Origin of the sequence: Pseudoalteromonas nanhaiensis, from assembly GCF_051235485.1 — a bacterium.
GTDB classification, from domain to species: Bacteria; Pseudomonadota; Gammaproteobacteria; order Enterobacterales; family Alteromonadaceae; genus Pseudoalteromonas; species Pseudoalteromonas lipolytica_C.
This window is the reverse complement of the sequence record NZ_JBPNYQ010000003.1, coordinates 200,194-216,146: the sequence shown is the minus strand read 5'-3', so window position 1 is coordinate 216,146 and position 15,953 is coordinate 200,194. Positions and strand designations below refer to the sequence as shown.

Here is a 15,953-nt window from a genome sequence, read left to right as displayed (position 1 = left end):
TCTTAGTTTTATTAAAACACTTTTACAGTATGGTAATAATGAATCGTTGGCACGGAATTGATGAATTTTTAGCGGTAGCCGAAACTGGTAGTTTTACAAAAGCAAGTAAACTGCTGGGTATGTCAGTGGCGCATGTAAGCCGTTATGTGAGTCAATTAGAAGAACGATTAAACACACAATTGCTAACCCGAACGACCCGTAAAGTAGTGCTAACGCAAGAGGGGCAAGTGTTTGCGCATCAAACAAAACAGTTACAGCATGCTATGGATGATGCCACGGCACTGCTTGCCGAGCAGCAACTGACACCTAAAGGCAGCATCAAGCTGACAGCCCCTGTCATGTATGGTGAAAGCTACATAATGCCTGCGGTGCATACATTTATGCAAAAGCACCCAGATATTGAAGTAATCAGTCATTTAAGTAATGAGCAAGTCAATCTATTAGAAGAAGGGTATGACTTAGCTATTCGGCTTGGTCATCTAAAGGATTCATCTTTAAAAGCTCGGCGCATTAGCCAACGCAGGCTGGTTATATGTTGTAGTCCCGAATACATAAATAATTATGGGCAACCGCACAGTGTCAGTGAATTAAGTCAGCACCATTGCCTCATCGGTAATAACAGCTACTGGCGGGTAAAAGAGCAGGGCCAAGATAAGCATATTAAAGTGGCTGGGCGTTTAGCATGTAATAGTGGTTGGGCATTGGTGGATGCAGCTATTAAAGGGTTAGGCATCGTGCAATTACCGGATTATTATGTCAATGAGCACCTAGCCAATGGCAAGTTGACCGCTGTACTTTCGAATGTTGCACCTGCACCTGAAGGTGTATGGGGGGTGTACCCACCTAGGCAATTTATAGCAACCAATGTAAAAGCATTACTTGACCATTTGGTCGCTACTGTTCAAGTATCAGATTTATAATTATTTTTTACAATTTCGCGCATCCCATGCTGGCTAAATCTATGCTAACATGAGCGCATATTTAGCCCTTGGAATATTCATAACTTATTATGTTTCAACCTGTTAGCCTTTTTATAGGGCTGAGATATAGTCGCTCCTCAAAGGGCAATGCTTTTATCTCATTCATTTCATTTTTCTCAATTGCGGGCATTGCTATTGGCTTAATGGCCTTGTTTACAGTCAGTTCTGTAATGAATGGCTTTGAAAATAACCTCAAAACAAACATGCTTGGTTTAATTCCCCATATCGAAGTATCAGCTGAAGATAATTCGAAAGAAACCATGTTGCAGTTACAGCAGCAACTAGCAAACTCTAAAGATATTAAACAAGTTAACCTTTATCGCCATGGCGAAGCCATTTTGCAAACCAACCAAGATTTACACGGCGTGTTATTGCAAGGGCTCTATGACGAAGGAAGCTCCCTGTATAACGTAAAAGATAAAATTGTTGCTGGCAATTGGTCACAAGTAATGGACAGTAACTATCACATTGCGATTAGCCGCTATTTAAGCCGTAAATTGGGTATTTCGCTTGGCGATAAAGTACGGGTGATCATGCCAAATGCCAGTTCGTATACACCCCTTGGTCGAGTACCTAGCCAACGTTTGTTTACCGTTGCGGCACTGTATGAAACACAATCTGAAATTGATATGTCATTGGCATTTACCAGTGGTTATTCGTTAGGCCGAGTTTTAAAGCTGGCAAAATCAGCAGCACCCAACTTGAGTATCTCTTTGTACGAACCTTTTTCCGTAGAGCAAGTATTGCAATCTCAAATAGCAATTTTAAATGATTACACAGTAACTGATTGGCGAGCTAGTCAAGGGACGTTATTTGCGGCTGTGGCGATGGAAAAGCGCATTATGTCTATGTTACTTGGTTTAATTGTGCTTGTTGCGGTGTTTAATATAGTTTCTGCATTAACCATGATGGTAAGTGAAAAACAAAGTGAAGTGGCTATCTTACAAACGCTGGGTTTAACTCCTTTGCAAGTTCAGCATGTATTTATGATCCAGGGTTTATACAATGGTGTTATTGGCACCAGTATTGGTGCGTTACTTGGCGTGCTATTAAGTAGCAATATAAATGAGTTATTGAATATGTTAGGCATTAATTTATTAGCGGGTGTGAGTTTACCCGTTAAATTTGATGTTATGAGTTTGAGCCTAATTGCCGCAGGGAGTATTGCTATGAGCTTTTTAGCTACTTTGTATCCTGCCCGAAAAGCTGCAAAAGTGAATCCAGCAGAGGTATTACGTTATGAGTGATTTAGTGATTAATTGTCAGCAGCTTAATAAAGTGTATCAAGATGGCGATAATCAGGTTGCAGTCTTAAAAGGGGTTGATTTAACGCTCAATCAGGGCGAAATGTTAGCCGTTGTAGGTAGTTCTGGTTCTGGTAAAAGTACTTTATTACATATATTAGGCACCTTAGATAATGCGACAGATGGAACCGTTGAAATCAAAGGCCAGCAGGTTGCTAAATTAAACCGAAAACAACAAGCGAGTTTCCGCAACGAAAATTTGGGCTTCATTTACCAATTCCATCATTTATTAATGGAATTTACTGCCATTGAAAATGTTGCTATGCCACTTTTAATTAAAGGTTTAAGCGCAAAAGCGGCAAACGAAAAAGCCCTCAACATGCTTGATAAAGTAGGGTTATCTCATCGTTGCGAACATAAACCATCGGCGTTGTCAGGTGGTGAGAGGCAGCGGGTTGCAATAGCACGTGCATTGGTAACAGAGCCTGCGTTGGTGCTAGCCGATGAACCAACGGGTAACTTAGATAAACAAAACGCAATTAAGATTTATGACTTGATTAAAGAGTTAAATACCAGCTTAAAAACTAGTTTTGTTGTGGTAACCCATGATTTAGAGCTTGCAGATAAACTAGGCAAAATTGCCTATTTAGATGATGGTAAGCTCGCAATTAAAGAGTCTCAGCATGTTGCTTAGTGCCTTTATTTCAAAACGATTTCGCGCTCACAGTGGCCAAAAAGAGGGGCAAAATGGCTTTGTAAGCTTTATTGCTAAAGCTTCGACAATCGGCATACTTTTGGGAGTCGCCGTATTAATTGTTGCTCTATCAGTGATTAATGGCTTTGAGCAACAACTAGTGCATCGGCTTTTATCGGTTGTACCGCAGGTTGAATACGTTGCTCCTAATAAACCAATCAATAATTGGCAGTCAAAAGTTGCTTTATTGCGCTCGCAAGCTGGTGTAACAGGTGCAGCACCTTTTATTAGTGTCAACGGCATGGCGCAGTTTAAAAGTGAGTTAAAAGCGGTTGAAGTGCGTGGCGTTAGCCCAGAGTTTGAAAACCAAGTATCGGCGTTAAACCAATTTACAGAAGGGCGCTTAGTTAGTCAGTTACAACAAGAAGATGTACTTTTAGGACAACAAATAGTCAACCGGTTAGGTCTTAAAATTGGCGACCCAGTTACCTTATTAATCCCACAGATAAACCAGCAAAGTAACACTTTACTTGCTCCAAAGCGGGCGAGTTTGAATCTTGCGGGTATTATTAAAATGGGCGGCCCGATAGATGAAACTGCGGCTTTTATTCGCCTCGACAAAGCGCAAAGTGTACTGAGTTTCGATGAAAACCAAGTAACCGGTTTACGGTTACAAGTAGCTGATGTGTTTGCTGCTCATCAAACCGCTATGCGGGTGGGGCAAGTTATCCCAGATTATGTCTATGTCTCTAGTTGGTTCAGAACGCAAGGCAGCTTATATCAAGATATTCAAATGGTTCGAACTATTGTGTATATCGTGGTGTTTCTAATTATTGCCGTAGCTAGTTTTAATATTGTTTCATCACTTGTTATGGAAGTACGCGAAAAACAGGCAAATATTGCGATTTTGAAAACCATGGGAGCACAAGACAGTACGATTTTAGCGACCTTTGTTATGCAAGGATTTACGCAAGCACTTATTGGCGTAATACTTGGAACGATTATAGGTGTTATGCTTGCATTAAATATCAGTGAATTATTCTCGTGGATCAGTCATTTGTTAGGTGATAACCCATTACAAGGTGTTTATTTCATTGAGTTTTTACCTAGTAAACTCGTTTGGCAAGATATCGTTATCACGGTGATTGTTACCTTTGTCCTCGCTATTTTGGCAACATTATACCCTGCGTGGCAAGCAACCCGAGTAGACCCAGCAAAAGTACTGGGTAATTAAGGAATGTTTATGGATAAGCAAAGAGTTATCGATTTTTGGTTTAATGAATTAGGCTCAGATGCTTGGTATAAGCAATCTGATGACACTGATGCATTAATTACGGTTAAGTTTTCAGAATGTCTATTGCAAGTTATCGCTGGCGAGCATGCTGACTGGCGAGTGGATGCCCTAGGCTCTTTAGCTGAAATTATCGTGTTAGATCAGTTTTCACGCAATATTTATCGAAATACTGCACAGGCGTTTAGCCAAGATCCACAAGCATTAAGCTTAGCGCAAAGAGCAATTGAACTTGGCTTTGATAAAAAGTTGCCCAGCTCTCAAGCTGCGTTTATTTATATGCCGTTTATGCATAGTGAATCCAAAGTTATTCATCAGCAGGCTGAGCAATTGTTTAAAGGCATGAGTAATTATGAATTTGAACTAAAGCACAAAGTTATTATTGATAGGTTTGGTCGCTATCCACACCGCAACGCAATTTTAGGTCGTGAATCAACACCTGAAGAGCTACAATTTTTAACTCAACCTAACTCTTCTTTCTGAGTTGACTGAATAGTAGGCAAGTAAATTAAAATGACCTTTGATTGCCCGTAAACACTTGCACAGCGCCATTTTAAATTTTAAAGTGTCAGAAATGTTGTAAAAGAGTAACCACCATGGAACAAAAACAAGCAAGACCATTAACACCAGAAGAACAAGCCGAAGCGCAAAAACAAAGTGTTATGTGGCAAAGAGAATGTTTCCAGAATGCACAAAAGCATCTAGCTGAAAAAGGCGTTATCCCGCAAACAGTTGTTGAGAAAGAAAGCCGTTTCATTGCGCCATTAGTGGCTATTTGGAAGTTTAAAGCACAAAATGGTAAAAGCTATTGGGTTATCACAGGGCGTTTACCAACCGATCACGCAGAAGCGAGTGCAGCAACCAATGCCCGTGAAGTACTTAGATATTTCTCAATGCAATGGCAACTAAAGGCTGATCAACTAATGCAGTCAGGCGCTGTAGATAAGACCAAAGTAGATTTTGCTAATTTACTCATTAACCGCGCTCATGGTTTGTATGAGTTATTCGAAAAAGATGATATGTGGCAAAATGAGCCAGCTTAACTTTAAATAAAAAAGCTGAATAATTATATTCAGCTTTTTAAACCATCTAGTGCACCAAAGTGAATGGCCGCGTATCAAATTGCTTGATAGGGCAGAGCATACGTTGTCTTGGAATTCCTGCCTCCATAAATACTAAGCCATCAGCCGAAAACCCATTTCGTTTAAATCGATCAACTTCATTTAATATGCAATTGATACTAACGCAATCACAGCCTTGTTTTTCAGCTAAACCTACTAAGTAATTCAATAATGATTTGTAAACCGATCGGTTACGGTGTTCAGGTAATACAGCAATCCGACCAATTAAGCCATCATTACACAAGCGCCCAGTCGCAACTGGACATTTATTACTTTCATCAGTAACAAGTACGTGATGAGCCGTTTTATCTAAATGGTCAAATTCGACGTGTTTTGGAATATGTAATTCGCAAACAAATACCCTCTCTCGGATTTGTTGCAATAGTTCCTTGTCGATACTCCATTCAACTTCATCTATCATGTAGCCCATATAAACACGCTCCTAACAAAACCAAATACCCTCATTTAATAGTGTAGTAAAAGTTTTTAGGAAAATGTGGTTATTTTTTGAACTATTTATATCGCTAGCGGTCAGTGATGTTTGGTCTGTTAATCTTTTTATTAGAGAAAGATCTTCTAGATCATGCATATAATTGACCCCATTAACACTAAAAAGCACTTTATCATCGATGATTTGATAAATTGCACGTGTGCCACCTAAGCGTTCAAAAATGAGCATATCATCATCTAACAGTGCTTTTACATCATCAAGCGTGTATGGTTCTTCTAGTGGTGCTAGGTCCATTTCATGTTTTGGCTGGCTCATACTATTGCCAAGCCATGTCTTAAATACTGAGTCATCATTGATTGCAGCAATCATTAATTGCTTTACTTTTTCTGCTTCAGTTTGGTTAAGTTCACCTTTAGATGAACGTAACTTAAGCTCTGCATCACCATATCGTTGATTACCAAGCTCAGTATCGATGAGGTGATCGGCAAATTGTGATAATAAATCGCGTTGATTTGGCGCTCTAAAACCTACAGAATAATTAAGTGCATTTTCAACAGCGTAACCCTCGTGCGGGCAGCCTGGTGGAATATAAAGAATATCACCCGGTTCTAACACACAATCGATCACGGCAGGAAATTGCTCAACTTGTAATAAACTTTTATTTTGCGCAAATTGTTTTAAGTTCGCATCAGGTAAACCAACGCGCCAATGGCGTTTACCTTCGCCCTGAATAATAAATACATCGTATTGATCTAAATGCGGACCCACGCCACCACCCGGCGTAGAGTAGCTGATCATCAAGTCATCGATACGCCAGTTTGGAATAAAGCGAAATGGTTCCAGTAGTTGCGCTGCATCGTTATGCCAATGGTCAACCGCTTGTACGAGTAACGTAGCGTGCTTCTCAGTTAGCAAGCTAAAGTCTTCAAATGGACCATGGTATGCTTGCCAATCATCTGAGTGATTGGTCACAATACGTGATTCAATGCTTTCTTCCATGGCAAGCCCAGCAAGTTCTTCGGGCTCAATAGGATCAGCAAAATCTTTAAAGCCTTGCTTAATAAGTAGTGGTTTTTTTTGCCAATACTCAGCTAAAAATTGCTCTTGGGTTAATGAATTGATGGTTAATTGATACATAACATGACCTAAGCGAATTGATATAAAAAAAGCGAAAGGAAGGCCTTTCGCTTTTTTAAGTCTTAATTTGAATTTAAGCTAAGTTGTCGATGAACTCAACAGCACGACCAATGTAATTAGCCGGTGTTAATTTTTTCATTTCTACTTTTGCTTCTTCAGGTAACTCAAGACCATCGATGAAATCAGCCATGATTTCTTGGTTTACGCGCTTACCACGCGTAAGGTCTTTAAGTTTTTCGTATGGCTTTTCGATACCATATTTACGCATTACCGTTTGAATTGGCTCTGCTAGTAATTCCCAGTTTTGGTCTAGCTCTTCTAGTAAACGCGCTTCGTTTACTTCAAGTTTGCTTACACCTTTTAATGTCGCTTGGTAAGCGATCAAAGTGTAGCCCATACCAACACCTAGGTTACGTAACACTGTTGAGTCAGTTAAGTCACGTTGCCAGCGAGAAACAGGTAGTTTTTGCGCAAGGTGAGTAAAGATAGCGTTAGCAATACCTAAGTTACCTTCAGAGTTTTCAAAATCAATCGGGTTTACTTTGTGAGGCATAGTAGATGAACCAATCTCACCTGCGATTGTTTTTTGTTTAAAGTGGTTTAGTGCAATGTAGCCCCAAACGTCACGGTCAAAATCAAGTAATACAGTGTTGAAACGTGCAACTGCATCGAATAACTCTGCAATGTAATCATGCGGCTCGATTTGTGTTGTGAATGGGTTAAATGTTAAACCTAGGCTTGTTACAAATTGCTCAGCGTGGCTGTGCCAATCGTAATCTGGGTAAGCACTAAGGTGAGCGTTGTAGTTACCTACAGCACCGTTGATTTTACCTAACATTTCTACCTTGGCAATTTGGTCACGTTGACGCTTTAAGCGCATGTATACGTTTGCAAACTCTTTACCCATTGTAGATGGCGTAGCAGGTTGACCGTGGGTACGCGTCATCATCGCAACTGACTTGTATTCAACTGCTTTTTCTTTCAATGCATTTAGAAGTTGGTCACAGTATGGAAGTAATACTTTATCACGCGCTTCTGTAAGCATTAAACCGTGAGACAGGTTATTGATGTCTTCTGAAGTACAGGCAAAGTGAATGAATTCGTTAACTGCGTTTAGCTCTGCGTTGTCAGCTACTTTCTCTTTAAGTAGGTATTCAACTGCTTTTACGTCATGGTTAGTTGTGCGCTCGATCTCTTTAACGCGTGCAGCATCCGCTTCGCTAAAGTTATCAACAATGGCATTAAGTAAAGCATTAGCCTCGTCGCTAAATGCCGGTACTTCTGTGATTGCGCTTGCTGCAGACAAAGCTTGTAACCAACGAACTTCAACAGTTACACGGTATTTGATTAAACCAAATTCGCTGAAAATGCTGCGTAGTTCCGTGGTCTTGCTGCCATAGCGACCATCTACCGGAGAGATAGCGGTTAACGCTGAAAGCTCCATAATGACTCCTAAATTGTCTAGTTTGAACGATAATTAAATTGATTGTTTAGCAATAGCGAGGATTTTTCTTTTTGCAAAGAAAAAATGACGGCGCTTACCGCCCATTTGTCGCCATAACACGGCACTACGAATTCCGGCCAATAATAGGGCACGAATTTTGTTTTGCGTGAGCTGCTGTTTTAATAACTCTGGCTTGCCGTACACTTGAATACGATGCCCAAGGGGGCTTAGCACCGATGAGTAAATATCAGCAAGCGCTGCTACGACAGTATCATCTGTGATAGCAAAATGGTCGAGGCGACGTTTAACATCATCAATGCGACGACCTAATTCATTTAAGCTGTTTTGTTTTGAACTTAATGCACGTTCTAATTGCATTAAACCACCCACATATTTCACGATTTCGACGTCTTTGTCTGCGCCGGCAGAAAGCTGTGCAATCAAAATGCGATAACCTTCACGTAAATTATGTTTACCCTGATACACATCTTCAGGACTATTTGGTGATGTTTCAATTATACAGTTTAATAACTTTTCTAATTCGTGGTCGCTACCTTGGCCATATTGCGCAACTTTTTGTACTTGTTTAGCAACTTGACACATGGCAGCTAACGCCATGACTTGGTGTTCTGTCATTATTTGATCACCGAATCAATAATCCCACCACCTAAACACACTTCGTCAGCATAGAAAACGGCTGATTGACCAGGAGTCACGGCTTTTTGTGGCTCATCAAATAACACGCGTGCCATACCATCTTCACCAACGAGTAATGTACAACTGATATCTTCTTGGCGATAACGGGTTTTAACCGTACAGCGCGTAGTCCCTTTAGGGCCTTCGCGGTCAACCCAGTGAAGTTGATTTGCATTTAAGCCATTACTGTATAGGCGAGGGTGGTCTTTGCCTTGACCAACCACTAATACGTTTCGATCAACGTCTTTATCAACTACATACCAAGGTTCACCCGAACCTTCTTTCATGCCGCCAATTAATAGACCTTTACGTTGACCAAGTGTGTGGTACATCAAGCCTTCGTGCTCACCCACTTCATTGCCATCGGTATCTTCAATTTTACCTGGCTGTGCTGGTAAGAATTTTTGTAAGAAGTCTTTAAATTTACGCTCACCAATAAAACAGATACCGGTACTGTCTTTTTTATCGTGAGTGATTAAGTCTTGCTCTTCAGCGATGCGGCGTACTTCAGGCTTAGCAATATCGCCAACAGGGAAAAGTGTTTGCGCAATATGCTCATGGCTTAGAGTGTATAAGAAATAGCTTTGATCTTTGTTGTCATCAAGACCACGACACATGACAAATTTATCACCACGTTTTTCGCGGCGTACATAGTGACCAGTCGCGATATAATCTGCACCCAGTGCTTGCGCTGCAAATTCTAAAAATGCTTTGAATTTGATTTCTTTATTACACATGATGTCTGGGTTTGGCGTACGGCCTGCTTTGTACTCAGCTAAAAAGTACTCAAATACGTTGTCCCAGTATTCGGCTGCAAAATTTACAGTGTGAAGCTCAATGCCTAGCTTGTCGCACACAGCTTGTGCGTCTTTTAGGTCTTCAGCTGCAGCGCAATATTCATCATTATCGTCTTCTTCCCAGTTTTTCATGAACAGGCCTTCAACTTGATAGCCTTGCTGCTTTAATAAATACGCTGATACAGAAGAATCAACACCGCCGGACATACCCACGATGACTTTAATGTGACTATTTTCGCTCATAATATTCGCTGTCATTTTTAACTGCTATGGAAAGGGCGGTATTATATACCCAAACCACCTCAAGATGCGAGTTTCAGTTGGAATTAAAAGCGATTTAGGCAAGGCATTGATTGCAAGTAATAGTGGGTTGGATATAGCATACTTTTAGACGCCCAAACCAGCCAAAATTACAGCAGTTATTGGTAAATCAAACTTAGGGGGTAGGCTTGGCCAGCTAAATGATCTTCAATGCATTTTAAAACCAGCGGGCTTCTAAGTGGTAAGTTTCTTATTTGCTCAATGCTAAACCAATCGGCACTGAGAATGTCATTATCTTGGGGGGATGGTAAATATAGCTCTGGGCAAGTAAAAGCAAAGCTAAAACGCATATAATGGACGCCATTAGCCGCATGTAAATTGTAAATACCAACCAGATGGCTGGCATTAAGGCTAATACCTGTCTCTTCAATAAGCTCACGACAAGCAGCTTCAGCTAAGGTTTCATTTGCCTCCAAATGACCGGCAGGCTGGTTATAACAGATCTCACCTGTGTGTTTATCGCGTTCTTTAACAAGTAAAAACTTATCTTCGCATGTAACGATAGCCGCGACTGTGACATTAGGTTTATGCATCTGGATTGTTCACTACTTTAAACTGGCCACTATCCAAACCATCGAGAGTATAGCTACCAATGCTGTAACGAATTAATCGTAAAGTAGGAAAGCCAACATGAGCAGTCATGCGACGAACTTGGCGATTGCGTCCCTCAGTGATAGAGATTTCCAACCAGCTGGTAGGTATGTTTTTGCGCTCGCGAACGGGCGGGGTACGCGGCCAAATTGATGGTTCGTTAATGCGTTTAACCTTGGCAGGCTTGGTCATGCCATCTTTAAGTTCTACGCCTTTGTTTAGGGCAAAAATAGCCTCATCACTGACATCGCCTTCTACTTGAACCCAATACGTTTTAGCTGTTTTTTTATTGGGTTCAGTGAGTGTATGTTGTAACTTGCCGCAGTTTGTAAGTAGCAAAAGCCCTTCGCTATCTCTGTCTAAGCGTCCTGCTGCATACACGTCTTTAATACTAATAAAGTCGGCAAGCGTTTTGCGGTTTTGCTCATCAGTAAATTGGCAAAGCACATCAAATGGTTTGTTAAACAGCACTACTTTGCGCTGCTCTGGGCTGATTGCTTTTTTAACTTGGCGTTTTTGCGTGGGCCTTGAATACGTTCGACCGCTACTACGACGTGGTTTGCTATTGGCTTTGTTTGCCATTAAATGCACCTAGCCGGTTTAGGCAAACCTGCAATTTTAGTTGCTTGTTTAGCTGGGCCTTTGGGAAATAGTTTATATAAGTACATACTATTACCTTTTTCTTCACCTAGTTTTTGGGCCATGGCTTTGACCAGCATACGGATTGCTGGACTGGTGTTATATTCTAAGTAAAAATCACGCACAAAGTGCACAACTTCCCAGTGCTGTTCACTTAACGTAATATTCTCTTGCTCAGCAATGATTGGTGCAAGCTCTTCACACCAATCATTTGAGTCAAGTAAATAACCTTGTTTGTCAGTTTCTATTTGTTTGTTATTAAATTCAAGCATGGTTTACCAAGTAATCGTGTTCTTTGTGTTTAAAGTCATTTCTACAAATTGCGTGTAGTCGATTGCGATGTCGCCCAAGCTTATAGAGATATTTCGTGCTGTGGCATCTTCATTGAGTAAATATAAAGCGGATGAAAATTGCTTAAATTGCGTGCTGCTGTAGCAAGCGTCGCTAACTAATAGAATAGTATCCTCTGCGGCTATTAAATTTGCTAGCGTATTGGTGCAATAATGAGAAAGTGGTTTAGCAAATATATGAAGTGTGCTCATAATGTTACCACCTGATCTTGTTGGCTTATTAAATGACGTTGCTGCTCAAAACTGGCTACCTTCACATCAATAATTAATTTATCTTTTGTTAAATTAAAGTCTATTAATGATTTTTCGCACACATAAATATTTTCTACATCATATAACTCAAGCGTCTTAATGGTTTTAAAATAGTTTTTGATACCAAGTTGTTCTGGCTGTTGATTCTTTTTTAGAGCTAAAACTGCCTCACCACTGAGCAACCAGCTAATGTTTTGTTCAATAGCAGCGAAAATTAGCGTCGTGTCGAGTGAGTCACGAATATGCTGGTCATCAAACGGGCTGTGTTGGCTAATAACTAAAACGTTTTTCATTTAAATTGCACCCATTTATCAGCATCACTGGCAAGCATTGCAAACTCAGCTAACCCCGCCACTGTGAAAACACCCGTCTGGTTAATATCTAATCCTCGTTTTTCTGCAGCTGTAACGCATAATAAAAGCGGAATAGCTTGTTCATGTAAACCTTGCCACAAACGACTTATTGGTAGCTCGTCACTGGCAAGTTCTAAATGTTGGCTGGCATGAAAAACACCTGCTTGGTATAAAAAAACAGCTGAAATAGTGTGACCTGACTCAATGCATGCCTGTGAAAATTTAATCAGACGTTGTGTAGTATCGTGGTCAGTCGGTGCGGTGTGAAGAGAAAGTACAAATTTTGCCAAAACGCATCCAATAAAAAAGCCCCTAGAAAGGGGCTATTTTAACAGAACTATTTAATTAGTCATCACTTGCACCAAGTAGGTGTAGGAGAGATGTAAATAAGTTATAGACGTTCAGGTATAAAGATACTGTGGCACGAATATAGTTTGTCTCGCCGCCATTTATGATACGGCTTGTATCGAATAAGATTAAACCAGACATAATCAATACAACAGCTGCATTAATAACCATAAAGGTGATAGAGCTACCAATAAAGAGGTTTACTAGGCTTGCAATGATAACCACGATTAAACCAACAGTTAAAAAGCCGCCCATAAATGAGAAGTCTTTTTTAGTGGTAAGTGCATACGCAGACAAACCAAAGAAGATCAACGCAGTAGAACCAAGCGCTTGCATTATTAGCATTGGACCGTTCGGCATTGCTGCATAGTAGTTAAGCATAGGGCCAAGGCCCGCGCCCATCAAACCAGTAAATACAAACACCCATGCAACACCTGATGCACTGTCAGCCTTTTTGTTAACTACAAAAAGAACACCAAATGCAATCAAGCTAAATACTAACCCCATAAAATAAGGTAGATTCATCGCCATTGAAATACCTGCAGTTACTGCGCTAAAAGCAAGTGTCATAGCCAGTAAAAAGTAAGTATTTTTTAATACTTTATTTGTTTCAATAGTCGACATTACCGGTCTAGTGGTATTGTACGATTGATTAAACGCCATTGTTAGAGCTCCTTTGAATGAACTTAATTCGTTCGTTAGTTCCAATATTAAACTGAAACTAAGCCTATCAAGAGTTATATGTTTGGGCAAACCTTTGTAGATCAATAGACATGCAAAATAATCAAAAAGTTCAAATCGATTATATTTTGACTTTAATTGTGTTAATGCTGAGCGATTTAGTTGTTTTTTAATCACTTAAACAGATTTTTGAAAAAAAAGCTTCACAAACACAGCTGCCTTATCTATTATGCACGCCGTCGGAGAGATGGCAGAGTGGTCGAATGCACCGGTCTTGAAAACCGGCAGGGGTTTGTAGCCCCTCTAGGGTTCAAATCCCTATCTCTCCACCATTATTTTTACTACTGGCGCTAGCGAGTAGGATTTTCGCATTCGGAGAGATGGCAGAGTGGTCGAATGCACCGGTCTTGAAAACCGGCAGGGGTTTGTAGCCCCTCTAGGGTTCAAATCCCTATCTCTCCACCATCATTGAAGCCGCTGAATTTATTCAGCGGCTTTTTTGTTTCTACAGCCTTTCCTTAGTTTTACAAATTACGACTATTGTCGATATTTCGCATTTCAACCACTTAGTCCATGCTTTACGTATCTCGTATTATCTTTGTGAAATTAGGGAATTTATGAAACATCGTTTAGCAAAGAGTGTAGGACTTTCATTATTATCGCCCGTTATCGTAGGTTGTATCCTCGGCCTTTATTATGCTTTTACCTTAGATGGTAATGGGCTGAGTATTTTTTTTAATCTACTTGTCAGTGCAATCGCTAATGCGCACATTGTGGGTCTTACAATGGCGGCGTTTGTAGTACCGGGTTATTTACTTATGTATAAATATGCAAAAGTAAACTATTCGGGCGTTTTGACACTGGGATTATTAGGTGGGGCAATTTTTAGTTACTTGTTAAGTGCAACTACAGGGATGGCATTTGTAATCAATGCAGTTATGTCTGCCTTAGCAGCAGGGCTGTTTTTATTTGGTTTAAGACAGGGGTTAGCAACCCAATCTCCACATCAATAGCAGAATATTTAATCAAGCTAGCTTATTTTAAGGGCAAATTGTTTTTTTTTGCCCTTAAAAGGTTTCATTTATTGCTTACAAAGAGTACCTTTAGCTACTGTATGTTTAATAAGAAGTAGTTTGGTATGCAAAAGCAGGATTTTTACCAGTCATTAGTTAAACAAGCTGAATCACTAATTGCAGGTGAATCAAATGTCATTGCAAATATGGCTAATTTAAGTGCGTTGTTGTTTACCTCTTTAGAGGATATAAACTGGGCGGGCTTTTATCTAATGGATTCTCCCGAAGAATTAGTGTTAGGGCCGTTTCAAGGCAATCCAGCATGCATCCGTATTCCAGTAGGTAAAGGGGTATGTGGGACTGCTGCACAAACACAACAAACACAATTAGTTGAAGATGTTCACGCATTTGCAGGTCATATTGCATGTGATGCAGCATCAAATTCTGAAATTGTTGTACCTGTTTTTAAAGGTGGTAAAGTGTTTGCTGTACTTGATATTGATAGCCCGAGCATTGGCCGTTTTGATACTGATGATCAAGCTGGTTTAGAAGCATTGGTAAAATGCTTTGAGGCAAATCTAAAATGAAAGATCTGCTAAATGTGCAAGATTACCTTTTTGCGATTCACGATGTAGGTGATTGGGAAGGGGAAGAAGAAGTTGTTGCTGAAAGGCTCAACGACTTGATTCACATGGCTTGGGATCGTCTACCTGATGACCTTGACTGTGAATCAATTGATGAAATTATTAATGGTATTTGGGAACACCTTCGCGGTGATTTAGCGCTTATTGAAGCGGACTTCGAAGAGTTGACCGACTGGGTAACACACTATGTCGATTCATCACTTGATGAAAAGATGTAATAAAAGGTTCTAACATGGAAACCACAAACAAGCTAAAAGATATTAATGAAGTACTGGATTTCTTATACCAAGAATTTCCACAATGTTTTAAACAAAAAGACGGCATTCAACCGCTAAAAGTAGGTATTTTTAAAGATATCGCTGAGCGCATTGAAGGTTCTGAGAAAGTAAGTAAAACTCAGGTTCGTCAAGCGCTAAGAAAATACACCTCTAATTGGCGTTATTTAGAAGCAGTAACTAAATCTGAGTTTCGTATCGATCTTGATGGTAATCAAGACGAAAAAGTGGAACAAGAACACGTTGAACATGCACAAAAAGCGTTAGAAGAAAGCCGTGCAAAAATGGCTAAACGCAAAAAGCAACAACGTCCACGCAAAGACGGTGACACAAAATCTTACAAAAAGAATACGGGTCATCATGCAAAATCAGCTGAAAAAGGCGCTAAAGTTAGCAATAAGCCTGCAAAAGCTGCACCTGCAAAACGTTCTGGAAAAGTTGAACCTTTACCTGCCTCTGAGGTCAAGGTAAATAGCAAAGTTAAAGTTAAACTTGGCCAAGCACTTGTTAATGCGGTTATTACTGAAGTGAACAAAGATGAGGTTCATGTTGAGTTAGTAACAGGGATGCAAGTTAAGACCAAAGCAGACAGCCTGTATATCATTTAATAGCTGTAAAAAATTAAGGAGTT

Annotated in this window: 22 protein-coding genes and 2 tRNA genes; 12 read left to right on the top strand and 12 right to left on the bottom strand. The window is 40.1% G+C overall.

All coding sequences use genetic code 11. The features are described from left to right. The first annotated feature begins 38 nt into the window (after nucleotides 1-38). The 6 genes from ACSFVZ_RS05005 to ACSFVZ_RS04980 all read left to right on the top strand — a co-directional run bounded on the left by ACSFVZ_RS05005 (nucleotide 39) and on the right by ACSFVZ_RS04980 (nucleotide 5,252). Nucleotides 39-920, top strand: coding sequence for a LysR family transcriptional regulator (locus tag ACSFVZ_RS05005; protein ID WP_138557590.1), 882 nt, complete (start codon nucleotides 39-41; stop codon nucleotides 918-920). An 89-nt stretch (nucleotides 921-1,009) separates the two neighbouring features. Further along, complete coding sequence (locus tag ACSFVZ_RS05000) at nucleotides 1,010-2,227, top strand: lipoprotein-releasing ABC transporter permease subunit (protein WP_295512150.1); 1,218 nt, start codon at nucleotides 1,010-1,012, stop codon at nucleotides 2,225-2,227. Further along, nucleotides 2,220-2,918: a lipoprotein-releasing ABC transporter ATP-binding protein LolD gene (gene lolD, locus ACSFVZ_RS04995; RefSeq protein WP_135924863.1), complete on the top strand. Its 699-nt coding sequence runs from the start codon at nucleotides 2,220-2,222 to the stop codon at nucleotides 2,916-2,918. Before ACSFVZ_RS05000 ends, lolD begins: the two co-directional genes overlap by 8 nt. After that, nucleotides 2,908-4,152: a lipoprotein-releasing ABC transporter permease subunit gene (locus ACSFVZ_RS04990; protein WP_435558251.1), complete on the top strand. Its 1,245-nt coding sequence runs from the start codon at nucleotides 2,908-2,910 to the stop codon at nucleotides 4,150-4,152. Before lolD ends, ACSFVZ_RS04990 begins: the two co-directional genes overlap by 11 nt. A gap of 9 nt (nucleotides 4,153-4,161) precedes the next feature. Beyond that, nucleotides 4,162-4,692 carry a DUF924 family protein gene (locus ACSFVZ_RS04985; protein WP_435558250.1) on the top strand — a complete coding sequence of 177 codons (531 nt, stop codon included), beginning with the start codon at nucleotides 4,162-4,164 and terminating at the stop codon, nucleotides 4,690-4,692. Between the two features lie 113 nt (nucleotides 4,693-4,805). Then, the gene (locus tag ACSFVZ_RS04980; protein WP_135924855.1) at nucleotides 4,806-5,252 is read left to right on the top strand and encodes a DUF4826 family protein; all 447 of its coding nucleotides are present in this window, start codon (nucleotides 4,806-4,808) and stop codon (nucleotides 5,250-5,252) included. A 46-nt stretch (nucleotides 5,253-5,298) separates the two neighbouring features. On the opposite strand, the gene ACSFVZ_RS04975 is transcribed toward ACSFVZ_RS04980, so the two are convergent. The 12 genes from ACSFVZ_RS04975 to ACSFVZ_RS04920 form a co-directional block, all read right to left on the bottom strand. Further along, complete coding sequence (locus ACSFVZ_RS04975) at nucleotides 5,299-5,760, bottom strand: GNAT family N-acetyltransferase (RefSeq protein WP_135924853.1); 462 nt, start codon at nucleotides 5,758-5,760, stop codon at nucleotides 5,299-5,301. Nucleotides 5,761-5,772: 12 nt separating this feature from the next. Next, nucleotides 5,773-6,918: a JmjC domain-containing protein gene (locus ACSFVZ_RS04970; protein ID WP_435558248.1), complete on the bottom strand. Its 1,146-nt coding sequence runs from the start codon at nucleotides 6,916-6,918 to the stop codon at nucleotides 5,773-5,775. Between the two features lie 73 nt (nucleotides 6,919-6,991). Continuing rightward, nucleotides 6,992-8,362, bottom strand: a complete 1,371-nt coding sequence (purB, locus tag ACSFVZ_RS04965) for an adenylosuccinate lyase (RefSeq protein WP_135924849.1) — start codon at nucleotides 8,360-8,362, stop codon at nucleotides 6,992-6,994. Between the two features lie 33 nt (nucleotides 8,363-8,395). Then, a complete protein-coding gene (gene hflD, locus ACSFVZ_RS04960; protein ID WP_138557585.1) occupies nucleotides 8,396-8,998 on the bottom strand; it encodes a high frequency lysogenization protein HflD in 603 nt (200 codons plus the stop codon). Further along, on the bottom strand, nucleotides 8,998-10,098 hold the full coding sequence (gene mnmA / locus ACSFVZ_RS04955; protein WP_054551934.1) for a tRNA 2-thiouridine(34) synthase MnmA: 1,101 nt from the start codon (nucleotides 10,096-10,098) through the stop codon (nucleotides 8,998-9,000). Before mnmA ends, hflD begins: the two co-directional genes overlap by 1 nt. Before the next feature lie 176 nt (nucleotides 10,099-10,274). Beyond that, nucleotides 10,275-10,709 (bottom strand): NUDIX hydrolase, encoded by a 435-nt coding sequence (locus tag ACSFVZ_RS04950; protein ID WP_199526424.1) that lies wholly within the window; start codon nucleotides 10,707-10,709, stop codon nucleotides 10,275-10,277. Continuing rightward, entirely contained in the window at nucleotides 10,702-11,349 is a 648-nt protein-coding gene (locus tag ACSFVZ_RS04945; protein ID WP_135924840.1) for an rRNA large subunit pseudouridine synthase E, read from the bottom strand. The genes ACSFVZ_RS04950 and ACSFVZ_RS04945 overlap by 8 nt, the downstream gene beginning before the upstream one ends. After that, a complete protein-coding gene (locus ACSFVZ_RS04940; RefSeq protein ID WP_135924837.1) occupies nucleotides 11,349-11,678 on the bottom strand; it encodes a TusE/DsrC/DsvC family sulfur relay protein in 330 nt (109 codons plus the stop codon). Before ACSFVZ_RS04940 ends, ACSFVZ_RS04945 begins: the two co-directional genes overlap by 1 nt. Nucleotides 11,679-11,681: 3 nt before the next feature. After that, nucleotides 11,682-11,948, bottom strand: coding sequence for a sulfurtransferase complex subunit TusB (gene tusB, locus ACSFVZ_RS04935; RefSeq protein WP_135924835.1), 267 nt, complete (start codon nucleotides 11,946-11,948; stop codon nucleotides 11,682-11,684). Further along, a complete protein-coding gene (gene tusC / locus ACSFVZ_RS04930; RefSeq protein WP_135924832.1) occupies nucleotides 11,945-12,301 on the bottom strand; it encodes a sulfurtransferase complex subunit TusC in 357 nt (118 codons plus the stop codon). Before tusC ends, tusB begins: the two co-directional genes overlap by 4 nt. After that, nucleotides 12,298-12,651: a sulfurtransferase complex subunit TusD gene (gene tusD / locus ACSFVZ_RS04925; RefSeq protein ID WP_135924830.1), complete on the bottom strand. Its 354-nt coding sequence runs from the start codon at nucleotides 12,649-12,651 to the stop codon at nucleotides 12,298-12,300. The genes tusC and tusD overlap by 4 nt, the downstream gene beginning before the upstream one ends. A gap of 55 nt (nucleotides 12,652-12,706) precedes the next feature. Beyond that, complete coding sequence (locus tag ACSFVZ_RS04920; protein ID WP_135924827.1) at nucleotides 12,707-13,372, bottom strand: Bax inhibitor-1/YccA family protein; 666 nt, start codon at nucleotides 13,370-13,372, stop codon at nucleotides 12,707-12,709. 259 nt (nucleotides 13,373-13,631) lie between these two features. On the opposite strand from ACSFVZ_RS04920, the gene ACSFVZ_RS04915 reads away from it, so the two are divergent. From ACSFVZ_RS04915 to proQ, 6 genes are all read left to right on the top strand, one after another. Further along, nucleotides 13,632-13,722: transfer RNA gene (locus tag ACSFVZ_RS04915), tRNA-Ser, on the top strand. A 42-nt stretch (nucleotides 13,723-13,764) separates the two neighbouring features. Beyond that, nucleotides 13,765-13,855 (top strand) — tRNA-Ser (locus ACSFVZ_RS04910). A 152-nt stretch (nucleotides 13,856-14,007) separates the two neighbouring features. Beyond that, complete coding sequence (locus tag ACSFVZ_RS04905; protein ID WP_138557581.1) at nucleotides 14,008-14,403, top strand: hypothetical protein; 396 nt, start codon at nucleotides 14,008-14,010, stop codon at nucleotides 14,401-14,403. 125 nt (nucleotides 14,404-14,528) lie between these two features. Continuing rightward, complete coding sequence (msrC, locus tag ACSFVZ_RS04900) at nucleotides 14,529-14,990, top strand: free L-methionine (R)-S-oxide reductase MsrC (protein ID WP_435558247.1); 462 nt, start codon at nucleotides 14,529-14,531, stop codon at nucleotides 14,988-14,990. After that, the gene (locus tag ACSFVZ_RS04895) at nucleotides 14,987-15,265 is read left to right on the top strand and encodes a hypothetical protein (RefSeq protein ID WP_135924820.1); all 279 of its coding nucleotides are present in this window, start codon (nucleotides 14,987-14,989) and stop codon (nucleotides 15,263-15,265) included. The genes msrC and ACSFVZ_RS04895 overlap by 4 nt, the downstream gene beginning before the upstream one ends. A 14-nt stretch (nucleotides 15,266-15,279) precedes the next feature. Continuing rightward, the gene (gene proQ / locus ACSFVZ_RS04890) at nucleotides 15,280-15,930 is read left to right on the top strand and encodes an RNA chaperone ProQ (RefSeq protein WP_138557580.1); all 651 of its coding nucleotides are present in this window, start codon (nucleotides 15,280-15,282) and stop codon (nucleotides 15,928-15,930) included. Nucleotides 15,931-15,953 lie beyond the last annotated feature (23 nt).

Bases quoted from the DNA above. Each gene is read 5' to 3' on its own strand.
- ACSFVZ_RS04970 (WP_435558248.1), bottom strand. From the start codon at position 6,918: ATGTATCAATTAACCATCAATTCATTAACCCAAGAGCAATTTTTAGCT.
- ACSFVZ_RS04975 (WP_135924853.1), bottom strand. From the start codon at position 5,760: ATGGGCTACATGATAGATGAAGTTGAATGGAGTATCGACAAGGAACTA.
- ACSFVZ_RS04920 (WP_135924827.1), bottom strand. From the start codon at position 13,372: ATGGCGTTTAATCAATCGTACAATACCACTAGACCGGTAATGTCGACT.
- purB (WP_135924849.1), bottom strand. From the start codon at position 8,362: ATGGAGCTTTCAGCGTTAACCGCTATCTCTCCGGTAGATGGTCGCTAT.
- ACSFVZ_RS04990 (WP_435558251.1), top strand. From the start codon at position 2,908: ATGTTGCTTAGTGCCTTTATTTCAAAACGATTTCGCGCTCACAGTGGC.
- ACSFVZ_RS05005 (WP_138557590.1), top strand. From the start codon at position 39: ATGAATCGTTGGCACGGAATTGATGAATTTTTAGCGGTAGCCGAAACT.
- ACSFVZ_RS05000 (WP_295512150.1), top strand. From the start codon at position 1,010: ATGTTTCAACCTGTTAGCCTTTTTATAGGGCTGAGATATAGTCGCTCC.
- tusB (WP_135924835.1), bottom strand. From the start codon at position 11,948: ATGAGCACACTTCATATATTTGCTAAACCACTTTCTCATTATTGCACC.
- ACSFVZ_RS04950 (WP_199526424.1), bottom strand. From the start codon at position 10,709: ATGCATAAACCTAATGTCACAGTCGCGGCTATCGTTACATGCGAAGAT.
- ACSFVZ_RS04945 (WP_135924840.1), bottom strand. From the start codon at position 11,349: ATGGCAAACAAAGCCAATAGCAAACCACGTCGTAGTAGCGGTCGAACG.
- ACSFVZ_RS04980 (WP_135924855.1), top strand. From the start codon at position 4,806: ATGGAACAAAAACAAGCAAGACCATTAACACCAGAAGAACAAGCCGAA.
- msrC (WP_435558247.1), top strand. From the start codon at position 14,529: ATGCAAAAGCAGGATTTTTACCAGTCATTAGTTAAACAAGCTGAATCA.
- hflD (WP_138557585.1), bottom strand. From the start codon at position 8,998: ATGACAGAACACCAAGTCATGGCGTTAGCTGCCATGTGTCAAGTTGCT.
- ACSFVZ_RS04985 (WP_435558250.1), top strand. From the start codon at position 4,162: ATGGATAAGCAAAGAGTTATCGATTTTTGGTTTAATGAATTAGGCTCA.
- lolD (WP_135924863.1), top strand. From the start codon at position 2,220: ATGAGTGATTTAGTGATTAATTGTCAGCAGCTTAATAAAGTGTATCAA.
- ACSFVZ_RS04895 (WP_135924820.1), top strand. From the start codon at position 14,987: ATGAAAGATCTGCTAAATGTGCAAGATTACCTTTTTGCGATTCACGAT.
- tusC (WP_135924832.1), bottom strand. From the start codon at position 12,301: ATGAAAAACGTTTTAGTTATTAGCCAACACAGCCCGTTTGATGACCAG.
- proQ (WP_138557580.1), top strand. From the start codon at position 15,280: ATGGAAACCACAAACAAGCTAAAAGATATTAATGAAGTACTGGATTTC.
- ACSFVZ_RS04905 (WP_138557581.1), top strand. From the start codon at position 14,008: ATGAAACATCGTTTAGCAAAGAGTGTAGGACTTTCATTATTATCGCCC.
- mnmA (WP_054551934.1), bottom strand. From the start codon at position 10,098: ATGAGCGAAAATAGTCACATTAAAGTCATCGTGGGTATGTCCGGCGGT.
- ACSFVZ_RS04940 (WP_135924837.1), bottom strand. From the start codon at position 11,678: ATGCTTGAATTTAATAACAAACAAATAGAAACTGACAAACAAGGTTAT.